This window comes from Roseivivax sp. THAF30 (genome assembly GCF_009363575.1).
Lineage (GTDB): Bacteria > Pseudomonadota > Alphaproteobacteria > Rhodobacterales > Rhodobacteraceae > Roseivivax > Roseivivax halotolerans.
Genome location: NZ_CP045389.1, coordinates 953745 through 969857, shown reverse-complemented (window position 1 = coordinate 969857; position 16113 = coordinate 953745). Strand labels below are relative to the sequence as shown.

General features: G+C 64.7%; 19 protein-coding genes and 1 tRNA gene. 10 read left to right on the top strand and 10 right to left on the bottom strand.

From position 1 onward, the window contains the following. Window positions 1-7: 7 nt before the first annotated feature. Genes nusB through ribB form a run of 3 tightly spaced genes read right to left on the bottom strand, consistent with a single transcriptional unit; the run spans window position 8 to window position 2177 of the window. Window positions 8-502 (bottom strand): transcription antitermination factor NusB, encoded by a 495-nt coding sequence (nusB, locus tag FIU91_RS04630; RefSeq protein WP_152461629.1) that lies wholly within the window; start codon window positions 500-502, stop codon window positions 8-10. Continuing rightward, complete coding sequence (locus FIU91_RS04625; protein ID WP_152461628.1) at window positions 499-1050, bottom strand: 6,7-dimethyl-8-ribityllumazine synthase; 552 nt, start codon at window positions 1048-1050, stop codon at window positions 499-501. The genes nusB and FIU91_RS04625 overlap by 4 nt, the downstream gene beginning before the upstream one ends. Continuing rightward, the gene (gene ribB, locus FIU91_RS04620; protein WP_093010422.1) at window positions 1050-2177 is read right to left on the bottom strand and encodes a 3,4-dihydroxy-2-butanone-4-phosphate synthase; all 1128 of its coding nucleotides are present in this window, start codon (window positions 2175-2177) and stop codon (window positions 1050-1052) included. Before ribB ends, FIU91_RS04625 begins: the two co-directional genes overlap by 1 nt. A gap of 329 nt (window positions 2178-2506) precedes the next feature. Here ribB and FIU91_RS04615 point away from each other — a divergent pair, with 329 nt between their 5' ends. From FIU91_RS04615 to FIU91_RS04600, 4 genes are all read left to right on the top strand, one after another. Continuing rightward, window positions 2507-3007 (top strand): YbjN domain-containing protein, encoded by a 501-nt coding sequence (locus tag FIU91_RS04615; protein WP_093010424.1) that lies wholly within the window; start codon window positions 2507-2509, stop codon window positions 3005-3007. A 187-nt stretch (window positions 3008-3194) separates the two neighbouring features. Next, the gene (gene proC / locus FIU91_RS04610; protein WP_152461627.1) at window positions 3195-4007 is read left to right on the top strand and encodes a pyrroline-5-carboxylate reductase; all 813 of its coding nucleotides are present in this window, start codon (window positions 3195-3197) and stop codon (window positions 4005-4007) included. After that, the gene (locus FIU91_RS04605; RefSeq protein WP_152461626.1) at window positions 4004-4345 is read left to right on the top strand and encodes a tRNA-binding protein; all 342 of its coding nucleotides are present in this window, start codon (window positions 4004-4006) and stop codon (window positions 4343-4345) included. The genes proC and FIU91_RS04605 overlap by 4 nt, the downstream gene beginning before the upstream one ends. A gap of 70 nt (window positions 4346-4415) precedes the next feature. Further along, on the top strand, window positions 4416-5534 hold the full coding sequence (locus FIU91_RS04600) for a beta-ketoacyl-ACP synthase III (RefSeq protein WP_152461625.1): 1119 nt from the start codon (window positions 4416-4418) through the stop codon (window positions 5532-5534). A gap of 85 nt (window positions 5535-5619) precedes the next feature. Here the strand turns inward: FIU91_RS04600 and FIU91_RS04595 are convergent, their stop codons facing one another. Next, window positions 5620-6201 carry a thymidine kinase gene (locus FIU91_RS04595; protein WP_152461624.1) on the bottom strand — a complete coding sequence of 194 codons (582 nt, stop codon included), beginning with the start codon at window positions 6199-6201 and terminating at the stop codon, window positions 5620-5622. 4 nt (window positions 6202-6205) lie between these two features. After that, window positions 6206-7564, bottom strand: a complete 1359-nt coding sequence (rimO, locus tag FIU91_RS04590) for a 30S ribosomal protein S12 methylthiotransferase RimO (RefSeq protein ID WP_152461623.1) — start codon at window positions 7562-7564, stop codon at window positions 6206-6208. Window positions 7565-7660: 96 nt separating this feature from the next. On the opposite strand from rimO, the gene FIU91_RS04585 reads away from it, so the two are divergent. The 4 genes from FIU91_RS04585 to FIU91_RS04570 all read left to right on the top strand — a co-directional run bounded on the left by FIU91_RS04585 (window position 7661) and on the right by FIU91_RS04570 (window position 10810). Continuing rightward, complete coding sequence (locus tag FIU91_RS04585; protein ID WP_152461622.1) at window positions 7661-8644, top strand: FUSC family protein; 984 nt, start codon at window positions 7661-7663, stop codon at window positions 8642-8644. 87 nt (window positions 8645-8731) lie between these two features. Continuing rightward, window positions 8732-9157, top strand: a complete 426-nt coding sequence (locus tag FIU91_RS04580) for a hypothetical protein (protein WP_152461621.1) — start codon at window positions 8732-8734, stop codon at window positions 9155-9157. A gap of 105 nt (window positions 9158-9262) precedes the next feature. Further along, window positions 9263-10114, top strand: coding sequence for a hypothetical protein (locus FIU91_RS04575; RefSeq protein ID WP_152461620.1), 852 nt, complete (start codon window positions 9263-9265; stop codon window positions 10112-10114). Between the two features lie 9 nt (window positions 10115-10123). Further along, window positions 10124-10810 carry a hypothetical protein gene (locus FIU91_RS04570; protein ID WP_152461619.1) on the top strand — a complete coding sequence of 229 codons (687 nt, stop codon included), beginning with the start codon at window positions 10124-10126 and terminating at the stop codon, window positions 10808-10810. A 36-nt stretch (window positions 10811-10846) separates the two neighbouring features. Here FIU91_RS04570 and FIU91_RS04565 read toward each other — a convergent pair whose 3' ends face one another. Beyond that, window positions 10847-11443, bottom strand: coding sequence for a GcrA family cell cycle regulator (locus FIU91_RS04565; RefSeq protein ID WP_093010437.1), 597 nt, complete (start codon window positions 11441-11443; stop codon window positions 10847-10849). A 106-nt stretch (window positions 11444-11549) separates the two neighbouring features. On the opposite strand from FIU91_RS04565, the gene FIU91_RS04560 reads away from it, so the two are divergent. Beyond that, window positions 11550-12359: an ABC transporter permease gene (locus FIU91_RS04560; RefSeq protein ID WP_093010439.1), complete on the top strand. Its 810-nt coding sequence runs from the start codon at window positions 11550-11552 to the stop codon at window positions 12357-12359. A gap of 4 nt (window positions 12360-12363) precedes the next feature. Here FIU91_RS04560 and FIU91_RS04555 read toward each other — a convergent pair whose 3' ends face one another. The 3 genes from FIU91_RS04555 to dapF form a co-directional block, all read right to left on the bottom strand. Then, the gene (locus FIU91_RS04555) at window positions 12364-13059 is read right to left on the bottom strand and encodes a phosphatidylcholine/phosphatidylserine synthase (RefSeq protein ID WP_152461618.1); all 696 of its coding nucleotides are present in this window, start codon (window positions 13057-13059) and stop codon (window positions 12364-12366) included. A gap of 76 nt (window positions 13060-13135) precedes the next feature. Next, on the bottom strand, window positions 13136-14392 hold the full coding sequence (gene mtaB, locus FIU91_RS04550) for a tRNA (N(6)-L-threonylcarbamoyladenosine(37)-C(2))-methylthiotransferase MtaB (RefSeq protein WP_152461617.1): 1257 nt from the start codon (window positions 14390-14392) through the stop codon (window positions 13136-13138). Then, entirely contained in the window at window positions 14389-15225 is an 837-nt protein-coding gene (gene dapF, locus FIU91_RS04545) for a diaminopimelate epimerase (protein ID WP_152461616.1), read from the bottom strand. The genes mtaB and dapF overlap by 4 nt, the downstream gene beginning before the upstream one ends. A gap of 116 nt (window positions 15226-15341) precedes the next feature. Between dapF and FIU91_RS04540 the strand changes: the two genes are divergently transcribed. After that, window positions 15342-15417: transfer RNA gene (locus FIU91_RS04540), tRNA-Lys, on the top strand. A gap of 38 nt (window positions 15418-15455) precedes the next feature. Here FIU91_RS04540 and FIU91_RS04535 read toward each other — a convergent pair. Further along, entirely contained in the window at window positions 15456-16061 is a 606-nt protein-coding gene (locus FIU91_RS04535) for an exopolysaccharide biosynthesis protein (RefSeq protein ID WP_152461615.1), read from the bottom strand. Window positions 16062-16113 lie beyond the last annotated feature (52 nt).

Sequence of the window (16113 nt, the reverse complement as noted above, 5' to 3'; positions counted from 1 at the left end):
TACGAGATCAGAATGCCTCTGGCTTGGCCTCGCGTGCCATGTGGTCAAGCACCGCATTCACGAATTTCGGCTCTTTCCCATCGGGATAGAACGCCTTCGCGATTTCCACATATTCCACGATCACAACCTTGGGAGGCGCATCCGACGCCACCAGTTCCGAGCCTGCCGCACGAAAGAGCGCGCGCAGCGTCGGGTCGATCCGCGTGATCGGCCATTTCGCGATCAGTGCCCGGTCGGTCATCTGGTCGATGCGCGCCTGCCAATTGACGGCCTTATCGAGGATCTCGCGGAAGAGGTCGATATTCCCGTCGATCATCTCGACGCCCTCTTCGACCTCGAAGCCGAAGCGGTGGTTCAGGAATTCCTGCCGCACCCGGTCCGCCGAAAGCTGCGAGTGTTCCATCTGGAACAGCGCCTGCACGGCATAGAGACGCGAGGCTGACCGCGCCATGCGGCGAGCGTCTCGAGCGTCGCGTTTCGGATCGGATGCTGGAGTCGTCATGCGATGGAATTGCCTTCGCTGTCGCTGGCGATCTGGCGCTCGTCCCGTTTCGGCACGAACCCGACGCCTTTTCGCGGAGCGCCCCATTTACGGGCGAGGCTGAGAAGATGCAAGGCTGCCGCGGCCGCGCCGCCGCCCTTGTTTTGCCCATCGGCATCCGCCCGCACATCGGCCTGCGTCTTGTTTTCCACCGTCAGGATTCCGTTGCCGATGCAGTAGCCCTGCAGACCCAGAAGCGTGATCCCGCGCGAGCTGTCATTGCAGACCGTCTCGTAATGCGTGGTCTCGCCACGGATGACGCAGCCGAGCGCGACATAAGCGTCGTAATTCGACATGCGGCCCGCCATCGCGATCGCCGTCGGCACTTCGAGCGCGCCCGGCACCTCGATCACTTCATGCGTTGCGCCCCAGGCTTCGATCTCAGCCTGTGCGCCGGCGATGAGTTGGTCCGCCACGTCACGGTAATAGGGGGCGACGACGATCAGAACCTTGGTCGGCTTGTCCACCGCGCCCCGCTCAATCGTGTAATGCGTCTCGTTCGATGCCATCAGCCGAGCTCCGATATCTTGCGGGTGCCGACGATCTCGAGCCCGTAGGCTTCGAGGCCCACGATCTTGGGCGTCGGCGAGTTGGTCAGAAGTGTCAGCTTGGACAGACCCAGCGATGAGAGGATCTGGGCGCCGAGCCCGTATTGGCGCAATGTCGAGGGGCTGGCCTCCTGGACGTTGCCCATCTTCATCGAGGTGTCGCGCAGCAGAACGACCGCGCCGCGCCCTTCCTCATCCACAAGCCGCATCGCGTCGCGGAACTCGTCGGCTCGCGCCGCCGGACCTGCGCCCACGATGTCGAGCATCGGATCGAGCGCGTGCATCCGTACAAGCACGGGCTCCGGCCCCGAGATGTCGCCCTTGATGAGGACGATATGCTCGTCGCCATGCGTAGTGTCGGAATAGACGCGCATGTTCCATTCACCGCCAAACTCGGAGGTGATCGTCTCTTCCTTCTGCACGCGCACGAGATTGTCGTGGCGGCGACGGTAGGAGATGAGGTCCGAGATCGTGCCGATCTTGAGCCCGTGGCGCTGCGCGAAGGCGACCAGCTCGGGCAGGCGTGCCATCGAGCCGTCCTCGTTCATGATCTCGCAGATGACGCCCGCCGCGTTGAGCCCGGCCAGCCGCGAGATATCGACGGCGGCCTCCGTATGGCCCGCCCGGACAAGCACGCCGCCATCCTTGGCGCGCAGCGGGAAGACATGCCCCGGCGTCGCGATGTCCTGCTGACCCTTGGCGGCGTCGATCGCCACCTGCACGGTGCGCGCCCGATCCGCGGCCGAGATGCCGGTCGTCACGCCCTCGCGCGCCTCGATGGAGACGGTAAAGGCGGTCTCGTGCCGCGAGGAATTGTTGGAGGACATGAGCGTCAAGCCAAGCTCGGCAATCCTGTCCGAGGTCATCGCAAGGCAGATCAGTCCGCGTCCATGCGTTGCCATGAAGTTGATCGCATCCGGCGTCGCCCATTGCGCCGGAATGACGAGGTCACCCTCGTTCTCGCGGTCCTCGTGATCGACCAGGATGAACATGCGCCCGTTGCGCGCATCCTCCAGGATCTCCTCGACCGAGGAAATCGCGTCCTTCCAGTCCATCTCGACCGTGCCGGGGGTCTCGTAATCGATCATGTCGGCTCCTCATGTCCGGTGCTGGCGAGATAATGCAGATGGAAGCGGTTGGAAAGCCGAAGAGGCCCGACGGAATGCCGCGCGGACGCGTCACGGATCGCCGACGGTAGGCCCGATCTTATCCACATTTCCACAGGGTGGATGTTGGGCATCGGATACGCCGATCCACAACTTATTGCAGGTTTCACAAAAATATCGCTTTACAGGCGAGCCAAGGCACAGGCACCATATTTCGTGCAGGCAAGGTCAAAACGACCCTATCCTAGAGCAGGCACCTAGCGCTTGGGGGCGCTGCCAGCCCCTCCGCTAAGGCAACAATGAGGTGGCCCATGGCACTATCCGAAGAGTTCCTGTCCGAAGAATTGCATCCCATCGACCTCGTCGAGCATATCGCCGAGCATCACGACTGGGATTTCGACCGCATCGGCGAAGACCAGATCGCGATGGCGGTCGAGGGCCAGTGGCGCACCTACTCCATCACGCTGGCCTGGTCGGGCTTCGACGAGACATTGCGGATCATCTGCACCTTCGAGATGGAACCACCCGAGGACACGCTGCCGAAGCTCTATGAAGGGCTCAACCGCGTGAACGATCAATGCTGGGCCGGCTCGTTCTCCTACTGGGACGAGCAAAAGCTGATGGTCTGGAAATACGGTCTGGTGCTGGCCGGTGGCCAGGTCGCCGTGGCCGAGCAGATCGACACGATGATCGGCGCCGCGGTCATGTCCGCCGAGCGCTACTATCCCGCGTTCCAGCTCATGGCGTGGGGCAACCAATCTCCGGCAGAGGCGCTGCAGATTGCCATCGCCGAAGCCTACGGAACGGCCTGACCGGGCGTCTCTCCCCACCCGGACCAGACCGCCGCACGCGGCCGCGCACCCCATACGCGGCCGCGTGTTCTCGTTTCGGCAGCTTTATGCAGGGCGCCCTTAATGCAGTGCGACCGAGCACGTTGCACAAAGATGCGTACTCTGCAAAGCTTAGCGCGAGGGAACGAAGACAGGGACGGTTTACCTGATGAAAGACACCGATCTCGCGCGCCGCGGGCTTGTTCTTTTGGGCTGCGGGAAAATGGGCTCGGCCATGCTGGAAGGCTGGCTTGCGCGCGACCTGCCACCGAGCAGCGTCACCGTGATCGATCCCAACCCGACCGAGTGGCTGCAAAACAGCGGTGTGCGGGTGAACGACGATCCGCCAGAGGATGCCGCCCTCGTGCTCATCGCGGTCAAACCGCAGCTCATGAGCGACGCGCTGATCCCGCTCCAGCCCTACGGCAACAACTCCACCGTGTTCCTGTCGGTCGCGGCAGGCGTGGGCACGGCCCGCTTCGAGGAGCTTTTGGGCAACAAGACACCCATCATCCGGGCGATGCCCAACACGCCGGCGGCGATCGGCAAGGGCATCACCGCAATCATCGGCAATGCCCATGCGACCGAAGACCATATCGAACAGGCGCGCCTGCTTCTTTCCGCAGTCGGCGAAGTCGCGGTCCTCGAGGACGAGGCGCAGATGGATGCGGTCACGGGGGTCTCGGGCTCCGGTCCGGCTTACGTCTTTCACATGATCGAGTGTCTCGCGGCCGCCGGTGAAGCGCAGGGCCTTTCGCCCGATCTCGCTTTGAAACTGGCACGGGCGACCGTTGCGGGCGCAGGCGCGCTGGCGCAGGAAACCGGAACCGACCCGGCCGAGCTGAGGCGCAATGTCACCTCGCCGAACGGCACGACGCAGGCGGGTCTCGAAGTCCTGATGGATGAGAAGACCGGGCTTCCGCCCTTGATGCGCGCCACGGTGAAAGCGGCGGCGGACCGATCGCGCGAACTTGGTCAATGAGCGCTGAGATCGCCTTCGAGGACTTCCTGAAAGTCGATATCCGCGCCGGCACAGTCACGCGGGCCGAACCCTTTCCCGAGGCCCGCAAACCGGCAATCAAGCTCTGGATCGATTTCGGCCCCGAGCTTGGCGAGAAGAAGACCTCGGCGCAGATCACCGCGCATTACGCCCCCGACGAGCTCGTTGGCCGTCAGGTCATGGCCGTCGTCAATTTCCCGCCCCGCCAGATCGGACCGTTCATGTCCGAGGTTCTGACGCTCGGATGCGCGGACGAGGAGGGCGCCATCGTGCTCCTTGGGCCGGATCACCCGGTTCCGAACGGCGCACGGATGGAGTGACGCGAGGGCCGCAGCCCTTGCGAAACATGCCCCCGGCGACTATCCCCCGCCCATCCGAGGAGCCCTTGCCATGCACATGCCCGCCATCACCGGAACCGGCGTCTTCACCCCGAAAGAGACCGTGACCAACGACGAGCTGGTCGCGGCCTTCAATGCCCATGCGGATCTCTTCAATACCGAGAACGCCGAGGCCATTGCCGCTGGCGAGATCGAGGCCAAGCCGCATTCCTCGGCAGAGTTCATCTTCTCCGCCTCCGGCATCGAGCAGCGCTACGTGATGGAGAAATCGGGCGTGCTCGATCCTGCGCGCATGTATCCGCATTTGCGTGAGCGCAGCGACGAGGAAGTCTCGATCATGGCCGAGATCGGTCTCGACGCTTGCACCACGGCCCTCGAGGCAGCCGGACGCACCGGCGTGGAGGTCGACCTCGTCATCTGCGCCGCTTCCAACCACGAACGCGCTTATCCCGCCATCGCCATCGAGATCCAGAAAGAGCTTGGCGCGGGCGGGTTCGCCTTCGATATGAACGTTGCCTGCTCCTCTGCGACGTTCGGCATCCAGGCGGCGGCGGACATGATCCGCTCGGGCTCCGTGCGCTGCGCCGTCGTGGTCTCGCCCGAGATCACCTCGGGTCACCTCGAGTGGCGCGACCGCGATTGCCATTTCATCTTCGGCGACGTGGCGACGGCTGTCGTGCTGGAGCGGGCCGAGGACGCGCAAGGCGCGCACTTCCTCGTCCATTCCACTCGTTGCGCGACGCAGTTCTCAAATAACATCCGCAACAATAACGGCTTTCTGCGCCGCACCCGCGATGCGATGGAGGACCGGCGCGATATGCAGTTCATGCAGAACGGCCGAAAGGTGTTCAAGGAAGTCCTGCCGCTCGTCTCGACGCATATCGCCGAGCATATGACCGGCGAAGGCTGGAGCTCCGATGAGCTCAAGCGCGTCTGGCTGCACCAGGCGAACAAGGCGATGAACGATTTCATCGGGAAGAAGGTTCTGGGCCGCACGCCCGAGGCTGGCGAGCAGCCGAACATCCTGCAGGACTACGCCAATACCTCCTCGGCGGGCTCGATCATCGCCTTCTCGCAGAACTCGGGTGACCTGGCGCCGGGCGACAAGGGCGTGATCTGCTCGTTCGGGGCGGGCTATTCGGTCGGCTCGGTACTGGTGGAGCGGGCGTAGCGGAGCCAGTCGCGGGCTTCGATGCGAGGCTCCACGACCACTCGTCACCTCGATTACTCTTGAGTATCAGCCGGACGCGCCGCCGTCAGCCCTGCCCCATCGCTTTCCGCCAGTGCCGGCGGCAAAGGCTGACGTAGCTCTCGTTGCCGCCGATCTGAACCTGGTCGCCATCTGTCAGCACGCGGCCCTCGCCGTCCTGCCGGACGACCATCGTGGCCTTGCGCCCGCAATGACAGATCGTGCGTACCTCGCGCAGGTCGTCGGCGAGCGCCAGAAGCGTCGCCGAGCCCGGAAAGAGGTGCCCCTGGAAATCGACCCGCAGCCCGTAGCACATGATCGGCAGTCCGAGATCGTCCGCCGCGCGGGCGAGCTGCCAAACTTGCGCCTCTGTGAGAAACTGTGCCTCGTCAACGAAGACGCAAGCCAGCGGCCCCTCGTTCTGCCGCGCCTCGAGCCGCGCGAAGAGCTCCGTCTCGGGGGTGAAGGTTTCCGCCTCGCGCCCGAGGCCGATCCGGCTGCCGATCCGACCCGGACCCGCGCGCCTATCTAGCGCGGCCGTCAGGAGCAGCACCTCCATGCCCCGCTCTTCGTAATTGTAGGCGGCCTGCAAGAGCAGCGTCGACTTGCCGGCATTCATTGTCGAATACATGAAGTAGAGCTTGGCCATCGCCTCAGACCCGGCTGCCCCAGAGGTCGTATTCCCCGGCCTCGTCGACTTTTACACGAATGATGTCGCCGGGGCTCAGCCCCTCATGGCCCGCGTCCACGAAGAGGCAACCGTCGATCTCGGGCGCGTCGGCCTTGGTGCGGCAGGTCGCGGCGTCGTCCTCCACGAGATCGACGATAGCGTCGATCTCGGTGCCGACCTTCGCGGCGAGCTTGGCCTCCGAGATGGCTTGCGCCTTCTCCATGAACCGCGCCCAGCGCTCTTCCTTGACCTCGGGCGCAACGTGGTCCGGCAGTGTGTTCGACCGCGCGCCCGCGACGTTTTCGTACTGAAAGCACCCCACCCGGTCGAGTTGCGCCTCGTCCAGCCAGTCGAGGAGATACTGGAACTCCGCCTCTGTCTCGCCGGGATATCCGACGATGAAGGTGGAACGCAGCGTAATCTCCGGGCAGGCCGCGCGCCAGGCCGCGATCTCGTCGAGCGTGCGGGCCGATGCCGCGGGCCGCGCCATGCGTTTCAGCACGTCGGGATGCGCGTGCTGGAAGGGAATGTCGAGATAGGGCAGCACGCCGCCATCGGCCATCAGCGGGATCATCTCGCGCACGTGCGGATAGGGATAGACGTAGTGCATCCGCACCCAGGCGCCGAGACTGCCGAGATCACGCGCCAGATCGATGATCGGAGCCTTGCTCTCGCGGTCCTTCCAGTCCGTTCCGTAGGCCGAGGTATCCTGGCTGATGACCAGAAGCTCGCGCACGCCCGCCTCAACCAGCTTCTCGGCCTCGCGCATCACCGCCTTGTGCGGCCTCGAGGCGAGGCGTCCGCGCATGTCAGGAATGATGCAGAACTTGCACTTGTGGTTACAGCCCTCGGAGATCTTCAGGTAGCTGTAATGCCGGGGCGTCAGGCTGACGCCGCTTGCGGGCAGAAGATCGACGAACGGGTCGGGCGATGGCGGCACCGCGCCATGCACCGCGTCGAGCACCTGCTCGTATTGATGCGGGCCTGTCACTGCCAGAACCTTCGGGTGTGTGCCGGTGATGAACTCGGGCTCCGCCCCGAGGCAGCCGGTGACGATCACCCGACCGTTCCGGTCAAGCGCCTCTCCGATCGCCTCGAGGCTTTCCGCCTTGGCGCTGTCGAGAAAGCCGCAGGTGTTCACGATCACCGCATCGGCTCCATGATAATCGGGCGAGATGCCATATCCTTCTGCCCGGAGGCGGGTCAGGATCCGCTCGCTGTCGACGAGCGCCTTGGGACAACCGAGAGAGACCATGCCGATGGTCGGCTGGCCGGGACGGGATGAGCCCTGCACCTGGGCGCGGGCGAGATCGGGACGCAGATCGGGCGGATTCTGGGACATGGGGTTCCTCTAGTCTGCACGGCGGGCAAAGAAAAGCACCACGCTTTCCGGCGCGCGGTCCGGCGCTAGCTTGCGCTTACCGAATGAGGAGAGACCATGCTGGATCGTGCCCGGGCCTTCGTGGTCGACGGCGATGCGCCGATGCCGTGGAAGGATGTGGCGGGCACGCTCTGCGCCGTGGCGCTGCCGGTTATTCTGGCGATCTCGGTACTCGGACAAACAGGCGCTGCGGCCTTCGTCGCGGCCCTGCCCGCCCATCTTGCCGCGAAACATTCCGGCACGCATACCGCGCTTGCGGTGACGCTCGTCACCGGCCTCGGCGGCGTACTGGCGCTCGGCTCGCACCCGCTGTCGCTGATGGTTGCGGGCGTTCTCTCGGCGATCTGTGCGCTGGGATTCCGGCACGGGCTCTCGACGCCTTGCCTGCGGGCGCTGATGACGTGGTGCGTCTTCACCGGACCGATCCTGCCGGCCGATGACAAGCCGCTCGTGCTTGCGGTCTACCTTCTGGCGATGAGCTGGAGCCTTCTGGTCACCTGGGCCTTCGGGCAATCCGCCGAGACGCCGCAAGACCGCGAGTCGAGCCCCGAATACAGCCTTCTCTTCGGCATCGCGCTCGGGCTTGGACTGGTGATTTCGGTCGACCTTGGCGCGCGGCTTTTCGGAGATCACGGCTTCTGGTTTCCGCTGACCTTCGTGATCCTGTGGATCCCGCCCTTCGGCAAGCTCTTCTCGCGCACAGCGAAGCGCACGGCGGGCACGATCGCGGGCGTGGTCCTCGCCATTATCGTGACGCTCGCAGTGGAGGGGATGGCGTGGAAGCTGGCGATCATTCTCGCAATCCTCCCCCTCGCCTTCCGCATCCTGCCGCTGAGCTATGCCGGGTTCACCGCGCTTCTGACGCTCATCATCCTCGAAGCGCTGAGCATCGTGTCGGATGTGAGCGCGCTGGCGGTGGAGCGCCTCGCCTCCATGTTCGCCGCGGCTCTCCTGGCCGTCGCGCTCGGCGCGGCGTCGCTTGCCATCGTGCGCCGGATCAAGCCCGAAGCGCTCGACGATCTGATGGAGCCGGATGGGTGAGGGCCGGTTTTTTTGGCGGCTAGGTACGGCGAATGATATTTCACTCGCGCTAGGCTTGTGCATACTCCCTCAACCGGAGGGTGTTCGATGGGTATTTCGTTTTATCGCAAGTCGTTGGATGAGATTAAGGGCGGCACGGCGTGGTCTGCGGCTGAGGAGCAGTTGCTGGAAGAGGCGCATACCGGGATCGTTTTCATCTCCGAAACCCGTCCGGAGGAGACGACCGACGCCCATATGATCCGAGCCGAGCTGATCCGCCATATCACCCTCGGCGGGTGCGAAAAGCTGCGCGTGCCAGATAAAGGTATCGCAATAGCGGGCGCTTTCATCACGGACGAGCTCGATCTCCAAGGGTGTGATACACCACTCGACGTATTTCTTGTGGCTTGCCATTTCGACACGCAGCCGGTGTTTCGCGACGCGCGGCTCGGCGCGCTTTACCTGCCCGGCTGTATGCTACCCGGGCTAGATGCCCACAGATTGCGGGTCAAACGCGGTGTCCTTTTGAACTAAGGATTTGAATGCGAAGGAGCTGTTGACTTACTTGGCGCGTGTGTTGGAGATCAGGTTGCTTGCGATGGAGGTAAGTTCGACGGTCAAGGCGGTCCCGCGCTCAAGATGAATGGCATCACCATCGGAGCCGGCCTTTTTCTTCGGGGCGACTTCGAAGCCAAAGGGCTGGTCGACCTCAGGGGGGCCCGGATTTCCGGTCAGGTGGCTTGCGACGGCGGCAAGTTCAACGGACAGGGCGATCCCGCGCTCGACATGGACGCCATCACCATCGGAGCCGGCCTTTTCCTGCGGGGTGACTTTGAGGCCAAGGGACTGGTGAACCTCACGGGGGCCCGGATCACTGGACAGGTGAGTTGTCGTGGCGGCAAGTTCGACGGACAGGGCGGCCCAGCGCTTAATATGAATGGCATCACCATCGGAGCGGACCTTTTCCTGCGAGACGACTTTGAGGCCAAGGGGCCGGTAGACCTCACGAGAGCCCGGATTACCGGTCAGGTTGCTTGCACTAAAGGTAAGTTCGACGGACAGGGCGGCCCCGCGCTCGACATGAACGCCATCACCATCGGAGCCGATCTTTACCTGCGAGATGACTTTGAGGCCAAGGGTTCCGTAGATCTCGCGCGCGGAACGGTTCAAGGGGGACTGCGCATGAACGGCGGACGCTTCGAGGGCGGCATAGTTGCCGAGGCGCTGACTGTCCGGGGCCCGTTTCTTATGCACGACCTCAAAAGCCTTACCGGCCCGCTTAATCTGACCGACGCGCATGTCGGGCGACTCCATGATGATGCGGAGGTCTGGAAAGGTGCCGATCCGCTCATTCTGAACGGGTTTCGCTATGACCGGCTGACCGGCACTCTTTCCATCGGCGCGCGTTTGGGATGGCTCGCCACGAAGCGGGAAAACCCCATCCTTCCGGCGCTGCGCGACGAAGCGGTCACAATCGACGGTCAGAGATAAGGCACCCCCATGCCCTACCGCCCCACCGATTTCGGCAGATTTTGCGACCCTCAGCCCTACACGCAGCTTGCGAAGGTGCTGCGTGAGCAGGGCATGGCGCTGGGGGCGGCGCGGGTTCTTGAGGCGCGCGACCGACGCGTGCTGGATGCAACGTTCAACAGGAGGATGGCCGCGGTCGATGGCAGTCTTGCCGCCGATGTCGAAGCAGCGCTCGCCCTCGTCAAACGCCCGTTCGATTGGCTTTTCGGCGTGATGTTCGGATACGGCCACCGGCCGGGACGCGCCTTGTTCGCTGTGCTGGGCATCCTCGCGCTGAACTGGGCGCTCTACGCGCAGGTCTGGGAGGCCGGGCAGATGGCCCCAACCTCGGATGTCGTGCTGACCTCCGAGGCTTGGACGCGCCATGTCGCGCTGATGCCCGATGGCGACCTCGACACATCGGTGAACACGCTTCGGGCGTGGACGGATAGCGAAGCCGCCCAGGACTACACCACCTTCAACGCCCCACTCTACGCGCTCGACCTCTTCATCCCGCTCGATGCTCTGGGACAAGAGGCGGCCTGGGCGCCCTCGCCGGTGCGGGGTATCTGGGGAACGCTCGGCTTCGCGACCGGCTGGCTGACGCAGCTCTCGGGCTGGCTCATCACCGCCATCGCGGCGGCGGCGGTGGCGGGCATCGTCGGGCGGAAGGATTGAGGCCAGCACGCCCCGGAATCCAGAGCCGTTCCGCCCCTAGCGACGCCGGTCGCGGCGGGAGGACATGGGCTGGAACGCCACGCCGACATGCGCTTCGCAATAGGGCTTGCCCTGTTGCACGGGCAGGCCGCAGAACCAGAAATCCTCGGTCGCGGGGTCGCCCACGGGCCATTTGCAGGTCCGTTCGGTGAGCTCCATCAGCGTCAGGCGCTTGGCCTTCTTCTCGATGGCCGAGACCTTGGCGAGGGCTTCGGGGCTGATCTCGTTGGCCGAGGGCTGGGGCGGCAGGGGCTGGCCGGCCGGAATGATCTTGGGCCGCTGCGGCTGAGCGGGCGCGGTGATCTGCGTCTCCTCGGCCGGTGCCTCGGCGGTCGGCGCGTCGTTTTTCGGCTCGGAGGGCTTGGCCTTGGGCTCTGCGCGCTTCGCTTTCGCCTTGGGCTCGGGCGCGGGCTCCGCCTTGGGCGCGGCCTCGGCCGCCTCACCGCCGGTGCGATTGGACAGGCCCAGGCGATGCACCTTGCCGATCACCGCGTTGCGCGTCACACCGCCAAGCTCCTTGGCGATCTGGCTGGCCGACTGGCCCTCGCCCCACATTTTCTTCAGAAGTTCGACGCGCTCGTCGGTCCAGGACATTGTCTACCCTCAATGAATAAAGCGGCCCCGGAAAGAGAGCCGCCTGACATCTCGTCTTCGCCTTCTATTTTATGTATCGCAGCGGCAGATACAACCCGGAGACCCCATGTCCGATACCCTTCCCCACGCCCAGGGCGACCGTCGTTTCGGCCGCGTCAACTGGATGGGCCTCTACACGCTCGCCGAACGCGAAGTGCTGCGCTTCGTCAATGTCTGGACCCAGACCCTGCTCGCACCCTTGGTGACGGCGGGCCTGTTCATGGTGATCTTCACCATCGCGATCGGACCGCGCCGCGGCGAGGTGATGGGCCTGCCCTTCACCACCTTCATCGCGCCCGGCATCCTGATGATGACCGTGATCCAGAACGCATTTGCCAATACCTCGTCCTCGATCGTCGTGGCCAAGGTCCAGGGCAACATCGTCGACACTCTGATGCCGCCCCTCTCGGGCGCGGAGATGGTGATCGGCTATCTTGCCGGCGGGATCGCACGCGGGCTCATCGTCGCCGTGGTCATCACGCTCGCCTTCGGGCTCGTCCTCGGCCTCTGGCCCGAGCATCCGCTGGTGATGCTGGTCTTCGTCGTGCTTGGTGGCACCTTCCTGTCCGGTCTCGGCATCGTCGCCGCGATCTACGCCGAGAAATTCGACCAGATGGCCGCGATCACCAACTTCGTCGTCACGCCGCTCGCCTTCCTGTCGGGCACCTTCTACTCGGTCGAGGCGCTGCCGCCGGTGCTCAACGAGATCACCCATTTCAACCCGATCTTCTACCTGATCGACGGGGCGCGCTGGGGCATGATCGGGGTGTCGGACAGCGACCCGCTGCTCGGCTTCTTCATCGCGCTCGTCGCGACGATCGCGATCTGCGCGGTGGCGTGGGTGATGTTCCGGCGCGGCTACCGGCTGAAGGCGTAAGCGCTCAGCCCGCCTTGGCGGGCCAGAGCTGCTGCACGATACCGACGCTCAGGAGGTAGATCGAGCTCGGGATCAGGATCCACGTGGCCCAGGTCTCGGGGTGAAACTCGACCCAGGCGGCCCAGCCTGCCGCGATGGTCCAGACCAGCGCGATCGGAAGGGTCAGCCACCGCCAGCGCGCGGTCCGAACCGGGTGCACGAACTTGAGCGGCAGGAACATCGCCACCGCCAGCGCCGCGATCAGTGCGACCATCACCCAGATCGGCGGCTCGACCGCGAAAAAGACGAGGACGAGCATGTTCCAGCAGCCCGGGAAGCCTTCGAAGGAATAATCGTCCGTCTTCATGCGCGTATCCGCGAAATACATCGCGGAGGCATAGGTGATGACGATGATCGAATACCATCCGGTCCAGCCCGGCAGCAGCCCCGACTGAAAGAGGGCGAAGGCCGGGATGAACACGTAGGTCAGGTAGTCGATGATGAGGTCCAGAAGCACCCCGTCGAACCGCGCCGCGTTCACCCGCACCTGGTAGCGCCGGGCGAGCGGGCCGTCGACGCCGTCCACCGCGAAGGCCACGACCAGCCAGAGATACATGACCGCCCAGTCGCCCATCGCCGCCGCGAGAAGCGCCAGCATGGCAAAGACAGAGCCCGTCGCTGTCAGAAGATGGACGAGAAGCGCTTGGTGGCGAAGTTTCATCCCGGAGTGATGCCGGAAGGCGGGGGCGCCCGCAAGCAATCAGACCCCCTTTCGCCGCAGCGTGACGCGATCGCGCTCAGACGTGCAGAACCTGCCCGTCATGGCGCGCAGGCGTCGCGGTCACAAGCGCGCCCTCGGAGCGCGGCGTCGCGAACCGCACTTCGGTGAATTGCTCGGTCCGGCCCATATCGGGCGCTTCCATCAGAATGCGGTGCGCCCTGCCCGTCGCGCCGTCGAGATGCCGCGAAACCGCAATGCGCCCCGCCTCGCGCAGACGAGCCGCACGCTCCTTGATCGCGCGGCCGTCGACTTGCGGCATCCGCGCGGCAGGCGTTCCGGGGCGCGGGGAATAGGGGAAGACGTGCAGCCAGGTAAGCGCGCAGTCCTCCACGAGCCGGAGCGAATTGTCGAACTGCGCTTCGGTCTCCGTGGGAAAGCCCGCGATAATATCGGCCCCGAAGGTCATGTCGGGCCGGAGGCGGCGCGCCTCTTCGGCGAAACGGATCGCGTCGTCGCGCAAGTGCCGGCGCTTCATGCGCTTCAGAATGAGATCGTCCCCGTGCTGCAGGGACAGGTGCAGATGCGGCATGAGGCGCGTCTCGGTCGCGATCGCCTGCATCAGGTTCTCGTCCACCTCGATCGAATCGATGGAGGAGATGCGAAGGCGCGGCAGATCGGGCACCAGCTTCAGGATCCGCATGACGAGATCGCCAAGCTTCGGCTGCGCGGGCAGATCCGCGCCCCAGGAGGTCAGATCGACCCCTGTCAGAACGATCTCGTTGAAGCCCTCGTCCACGAGCCGCTTGATCTGGTCGACGACGACGCCTGCCGGCACGGAGCGCGAATTGCCCCGTCCGTAGGGAATGATGCAAAACGTGCAGCGGTGATCGCAGCCGTTCTGGACCTGAACATAGGCGCGGCTGCGCGTGCCGAAGCCGTCGATCAGATGTTCGGCGGTTTCGGTGACCGACATGATGTCGTTGACGCGGACGCGCTCGGTCTGACCGACGAAATCGGCGGCCATGTCGCGCCAGACGTCGGGGGTCATCTTCTCGGAATTGCCGATGACCTGGTCGACCTCGTCCATCGCGGCGAAAGTTTCGGGCTCGGTCTGCGCGGCGCAGCCGGTCACGATCACGCGGGCGTCCGGGTTCTCGCGGCGAAGGCGGCGGATCTCCTGCCGCGCCTTCCGAACCGCTTCTGAGGTCACGGCGCAGGTATTGACGACAACGGCTCCCGAAAGCCCCGCCTCTTCGGCCATGCGCTTCATCGCCTCGGTCTCGTAGGCGTTGAGGCGGCAGCCGAGCGTCGTGAATTTGGGCGCGGCGCTCATGATGCGAGCCCCGCCAGCCAGTCCGGCGTGAGGACGCCGTCGAAGACCCGCGCCGTCGGTCCGGTCATCCAGACCCCGTCCTCGCGCCAGTCGATCTCGAGCGCTCCGCCATCAAGCTCGACCGTGACCTTGCGCCCCGTCAGGCCCCGTCGCGCCGCAGCCACCGCCGTCGCGCAAGAGGATGAGCCGGAGGCCAGCGTCACGCCGACGCCCCGTTCCCAGACGCGCATACGGATGCGATTCTCACCCGTTACCGTTGCCACCTGCACGTTGGTGCGTTCGGGGTAGAGCGGGTGATGCTCGTAGCGCGGCCCGAAGACCTCCAGCGGCACCGCGTCGGCATCGGCCACGAAGAACGTGCAATGCGGGTTGCCCATGCCCGTGGCCGTCGGAGCACCCTCGATGGGCAGCTCGAGCGTGTCCATTTCCTCGGCGAGCGGCACGTCGGACCACTCGGTCTGCGGCGGCCCCATATTGACCGACACCGCGCCCGAGGGCGCGCGCGTCACCGGCAAGGATCCACGATCGGTCGTGAGGGTCAGGCTGTCCTTCCCGGTCTCGGTCAGCAGCATCTCCGCGATGCAACGGGTTGCGTTCCCGCAGGCAGCCGAGGTCGAGCCATCGGCATTGTAGAAGGTCAGATGGGCATCGCCCTCGCCCCGCGCCTCGATGAGCGCGAGCTGGTCGAAGCCCACTCCCCGGTGCCGGTCGCCAAGAGCCTGCGCGAGGGCGGGCGTGACCTGCGTCTCGCGCACACGTCCGTCGAGCACGACAAAGTCATTGCCGAGCCCGTGCATCTTGATGAAACTGAGATCGTTCTGCGCGTCCGTCATGGGCGCGCATATACGCGCCTCGCCCGCCCCTTTCCAGAGGGGGCGACCAGGCTCTTTCGTTTTCAGGAATTTATGGGTTGACCCTCTCCGGCGCTCTTTCTAGATAGCGCGCCAGTGGGCCGTTAGCTCAGTTGGTAGAGCAACTGACTTTTAATCAGTGGGTCGCAGGTTCGAATCCTGCACGGCTCACCACTGACTTCCTCTCATTTTCCCTGCGATCGCGCCGAACGTCAGATGACGTCGAAGACAATTAGCGGCACGATGATGGCCGTGCTGAGTGTCGCCAGGCCGAAAATCACGAACAGCCCGTCGCGGGCGAGAAGTGCTGTGGACAGGAACAGCACCGCCGCGCCAAGGATCGAGGACGAGAACGGCACGATCTCGAGGAATGGCATCGCGGCGCCGCAGAGCATGCACATGATCTGCACCCATTTGCGCGCCGGAGCGGTCACGAAGGGGCCGATCCGATTCTTGGCGTGCTTGTCGAGCCATCCGGCGACAGTTCTGAGCTTGGCAACCGCCTGCCTCGCACGCGCACCCTCGACCTGACGCTTGGTCAAGAATTCAGGCAGCCACAGTTGCTTGCGGCTGATGACCATCTGCGCGGCGATGAAGGCAATGGTCAGCCCGCAGGCCGATGAGAAAAACGGGATACCGGAGAGCGGCGAGACGACGAGCAAGGCGGGCACCATCATCACCGGCAGGAACGAGCGCGAGCCGAACGCGTCGATGACATCGGCCAGCGATACGCAGGATGCCCCGGCCAGCTCGTCGAGACGGTCGACGATTTCGCCGACCGGATGCTCGCTTGGCTCGTATGTGTGTGCTTCGCTCATGGTTCCCCTTCGAGGCTGAACAGCGCTTGAACGGCCCCGGTTCCGTCGTGTT

Bases quoted from the DNA above. Each gene is read 5' to 3' on its own strand.
- ribB (WP_093010422.1), bottom strand. From the start codon at position 2,177: ATGATCGATTACGAGACCCCCGGCACGGTCGAGATGGACTGGAAGGAC.
- FIU91_RS04575 (WP_152461620.1), top strand. From the start codon at position 9,263: ATGAATGGCATCACCATCGGAGCCGGCCTTTTTCTTCGGGGCGACTTC.
- FIU91_RS04605 (WP_152461626.1), top strand. From the start codon at position 4,004: ATGAGCGCTGAGATCGCCTTCGAGGACTTCCTGAAAGTCGATATCCGC.
- FIU91_RS04535 (WP_152461615.1), bottom strand. From the start codon at position 16,061: ATGAGCGAAGCACACACATACGAGCCAAGCGAGCATCCGGTCGGCGAA.
- FIU91_RS04625 (WP_152461628.1), bottom strand. From the start codon at position 1,050: ATGGCATCGAACGAGACGCATTACACGATTGAGCGGGGCGCGGTGGAC.
- FIU91_RS04595 (WP_152461624.1), bottom strand. From the start codon at position 6,201: ATGGCCAAGCTCTACTTCATGTATTCGACAATGAATGCCGGCAAGTCG.
- FIU91_RS04580 (WP_152461621.1), top strand. From the start codon at position 8,732: ATGGGTATTTCGTTTTATCGCAAGTCGTTGGATGAGATTAAGGGCGGC.
- proC (WP_152461627.1), top strand. From the start codon at position 3,195: ATGAAAGACACCGATCTCGCGCGCCGCGGGCTTGTTCTTTTGGGCTGC.
- FIU91_RS04560 (WP_093010439.1), top strand. From the start codon at position 11,550: ATGTCCGATACCCTTCCCCACGCCCAGGGCGACCGTCGTTTCGGCCGC.
- dapF (WP_152461616.1), bottom strand. From the start codon at position 15,225: ATGACGGACGCGCAGAACGATCTCAGTTTCATCAAGATGCACGGGCTC.
- mtaB (WP_152461617.1), bottom strand. From the start codon at position 14,392: ATGAGCGCCGCGCCCAAATTCACGACGCTCGGCTGCCGCCTCAACGCC.
- FIU91_RS04615 (WP_093010424.1), top strand. From the start codon at position 2,507: ATGGCACTATCCGAAGAGTTCCTGTCCGAAGAATTGCATCCCATCGAC.
- FIU91_RS04555 (WP_152461618.1), bottom strand. From the start codon at position 13,059: ATGAAACTTCGCCACCAAGCGCTTCTCGTCCATCTTCTGACAGCGACG.
- FIU91_RS04565 (WP_093010437.1), bottom strand. From the start codon at position 11,443: ATGTCCTGGACCGACGAGCGCGTCGAACTTCTGAAGAAAATGTGGGGC.
- FIU91_RS04585 (WP_152461622.1), top strand. From the start codon at position 7,661: ATGCTGGATCGTGCCCGGGCCTTCGTGGTCGACGGCGATGCGCCGATG.
- FIU91_RS04600 (WP_152461625.1), top strand. From the start codon at position 4,416: ATGCACATGCCCGCCATCACCGGAACCGGCGTCTTCACCCCGAAAGAG.
- FIU91_RS04570 (WP_152461619.1), top strand. From the start codon at position 10,124: ATGCCCTACCGCCCCACCGATTTCGGCAGATTTTGCGACCCTCAGCCC.
- rimO (WP_152461623.1), bottom strand. From the start codon at position 7,564: ATGTCCCAGAATCCGCCCGATCTGCGTCCCGATCTCGCCCGCGCCCAG.
- nusB (WP_152461629.1), bottom strand. From the start codon at position 502: ATGACGACTCCAGCATCCGATCCGAAACGCGACGCTCGAGACGCTCGC.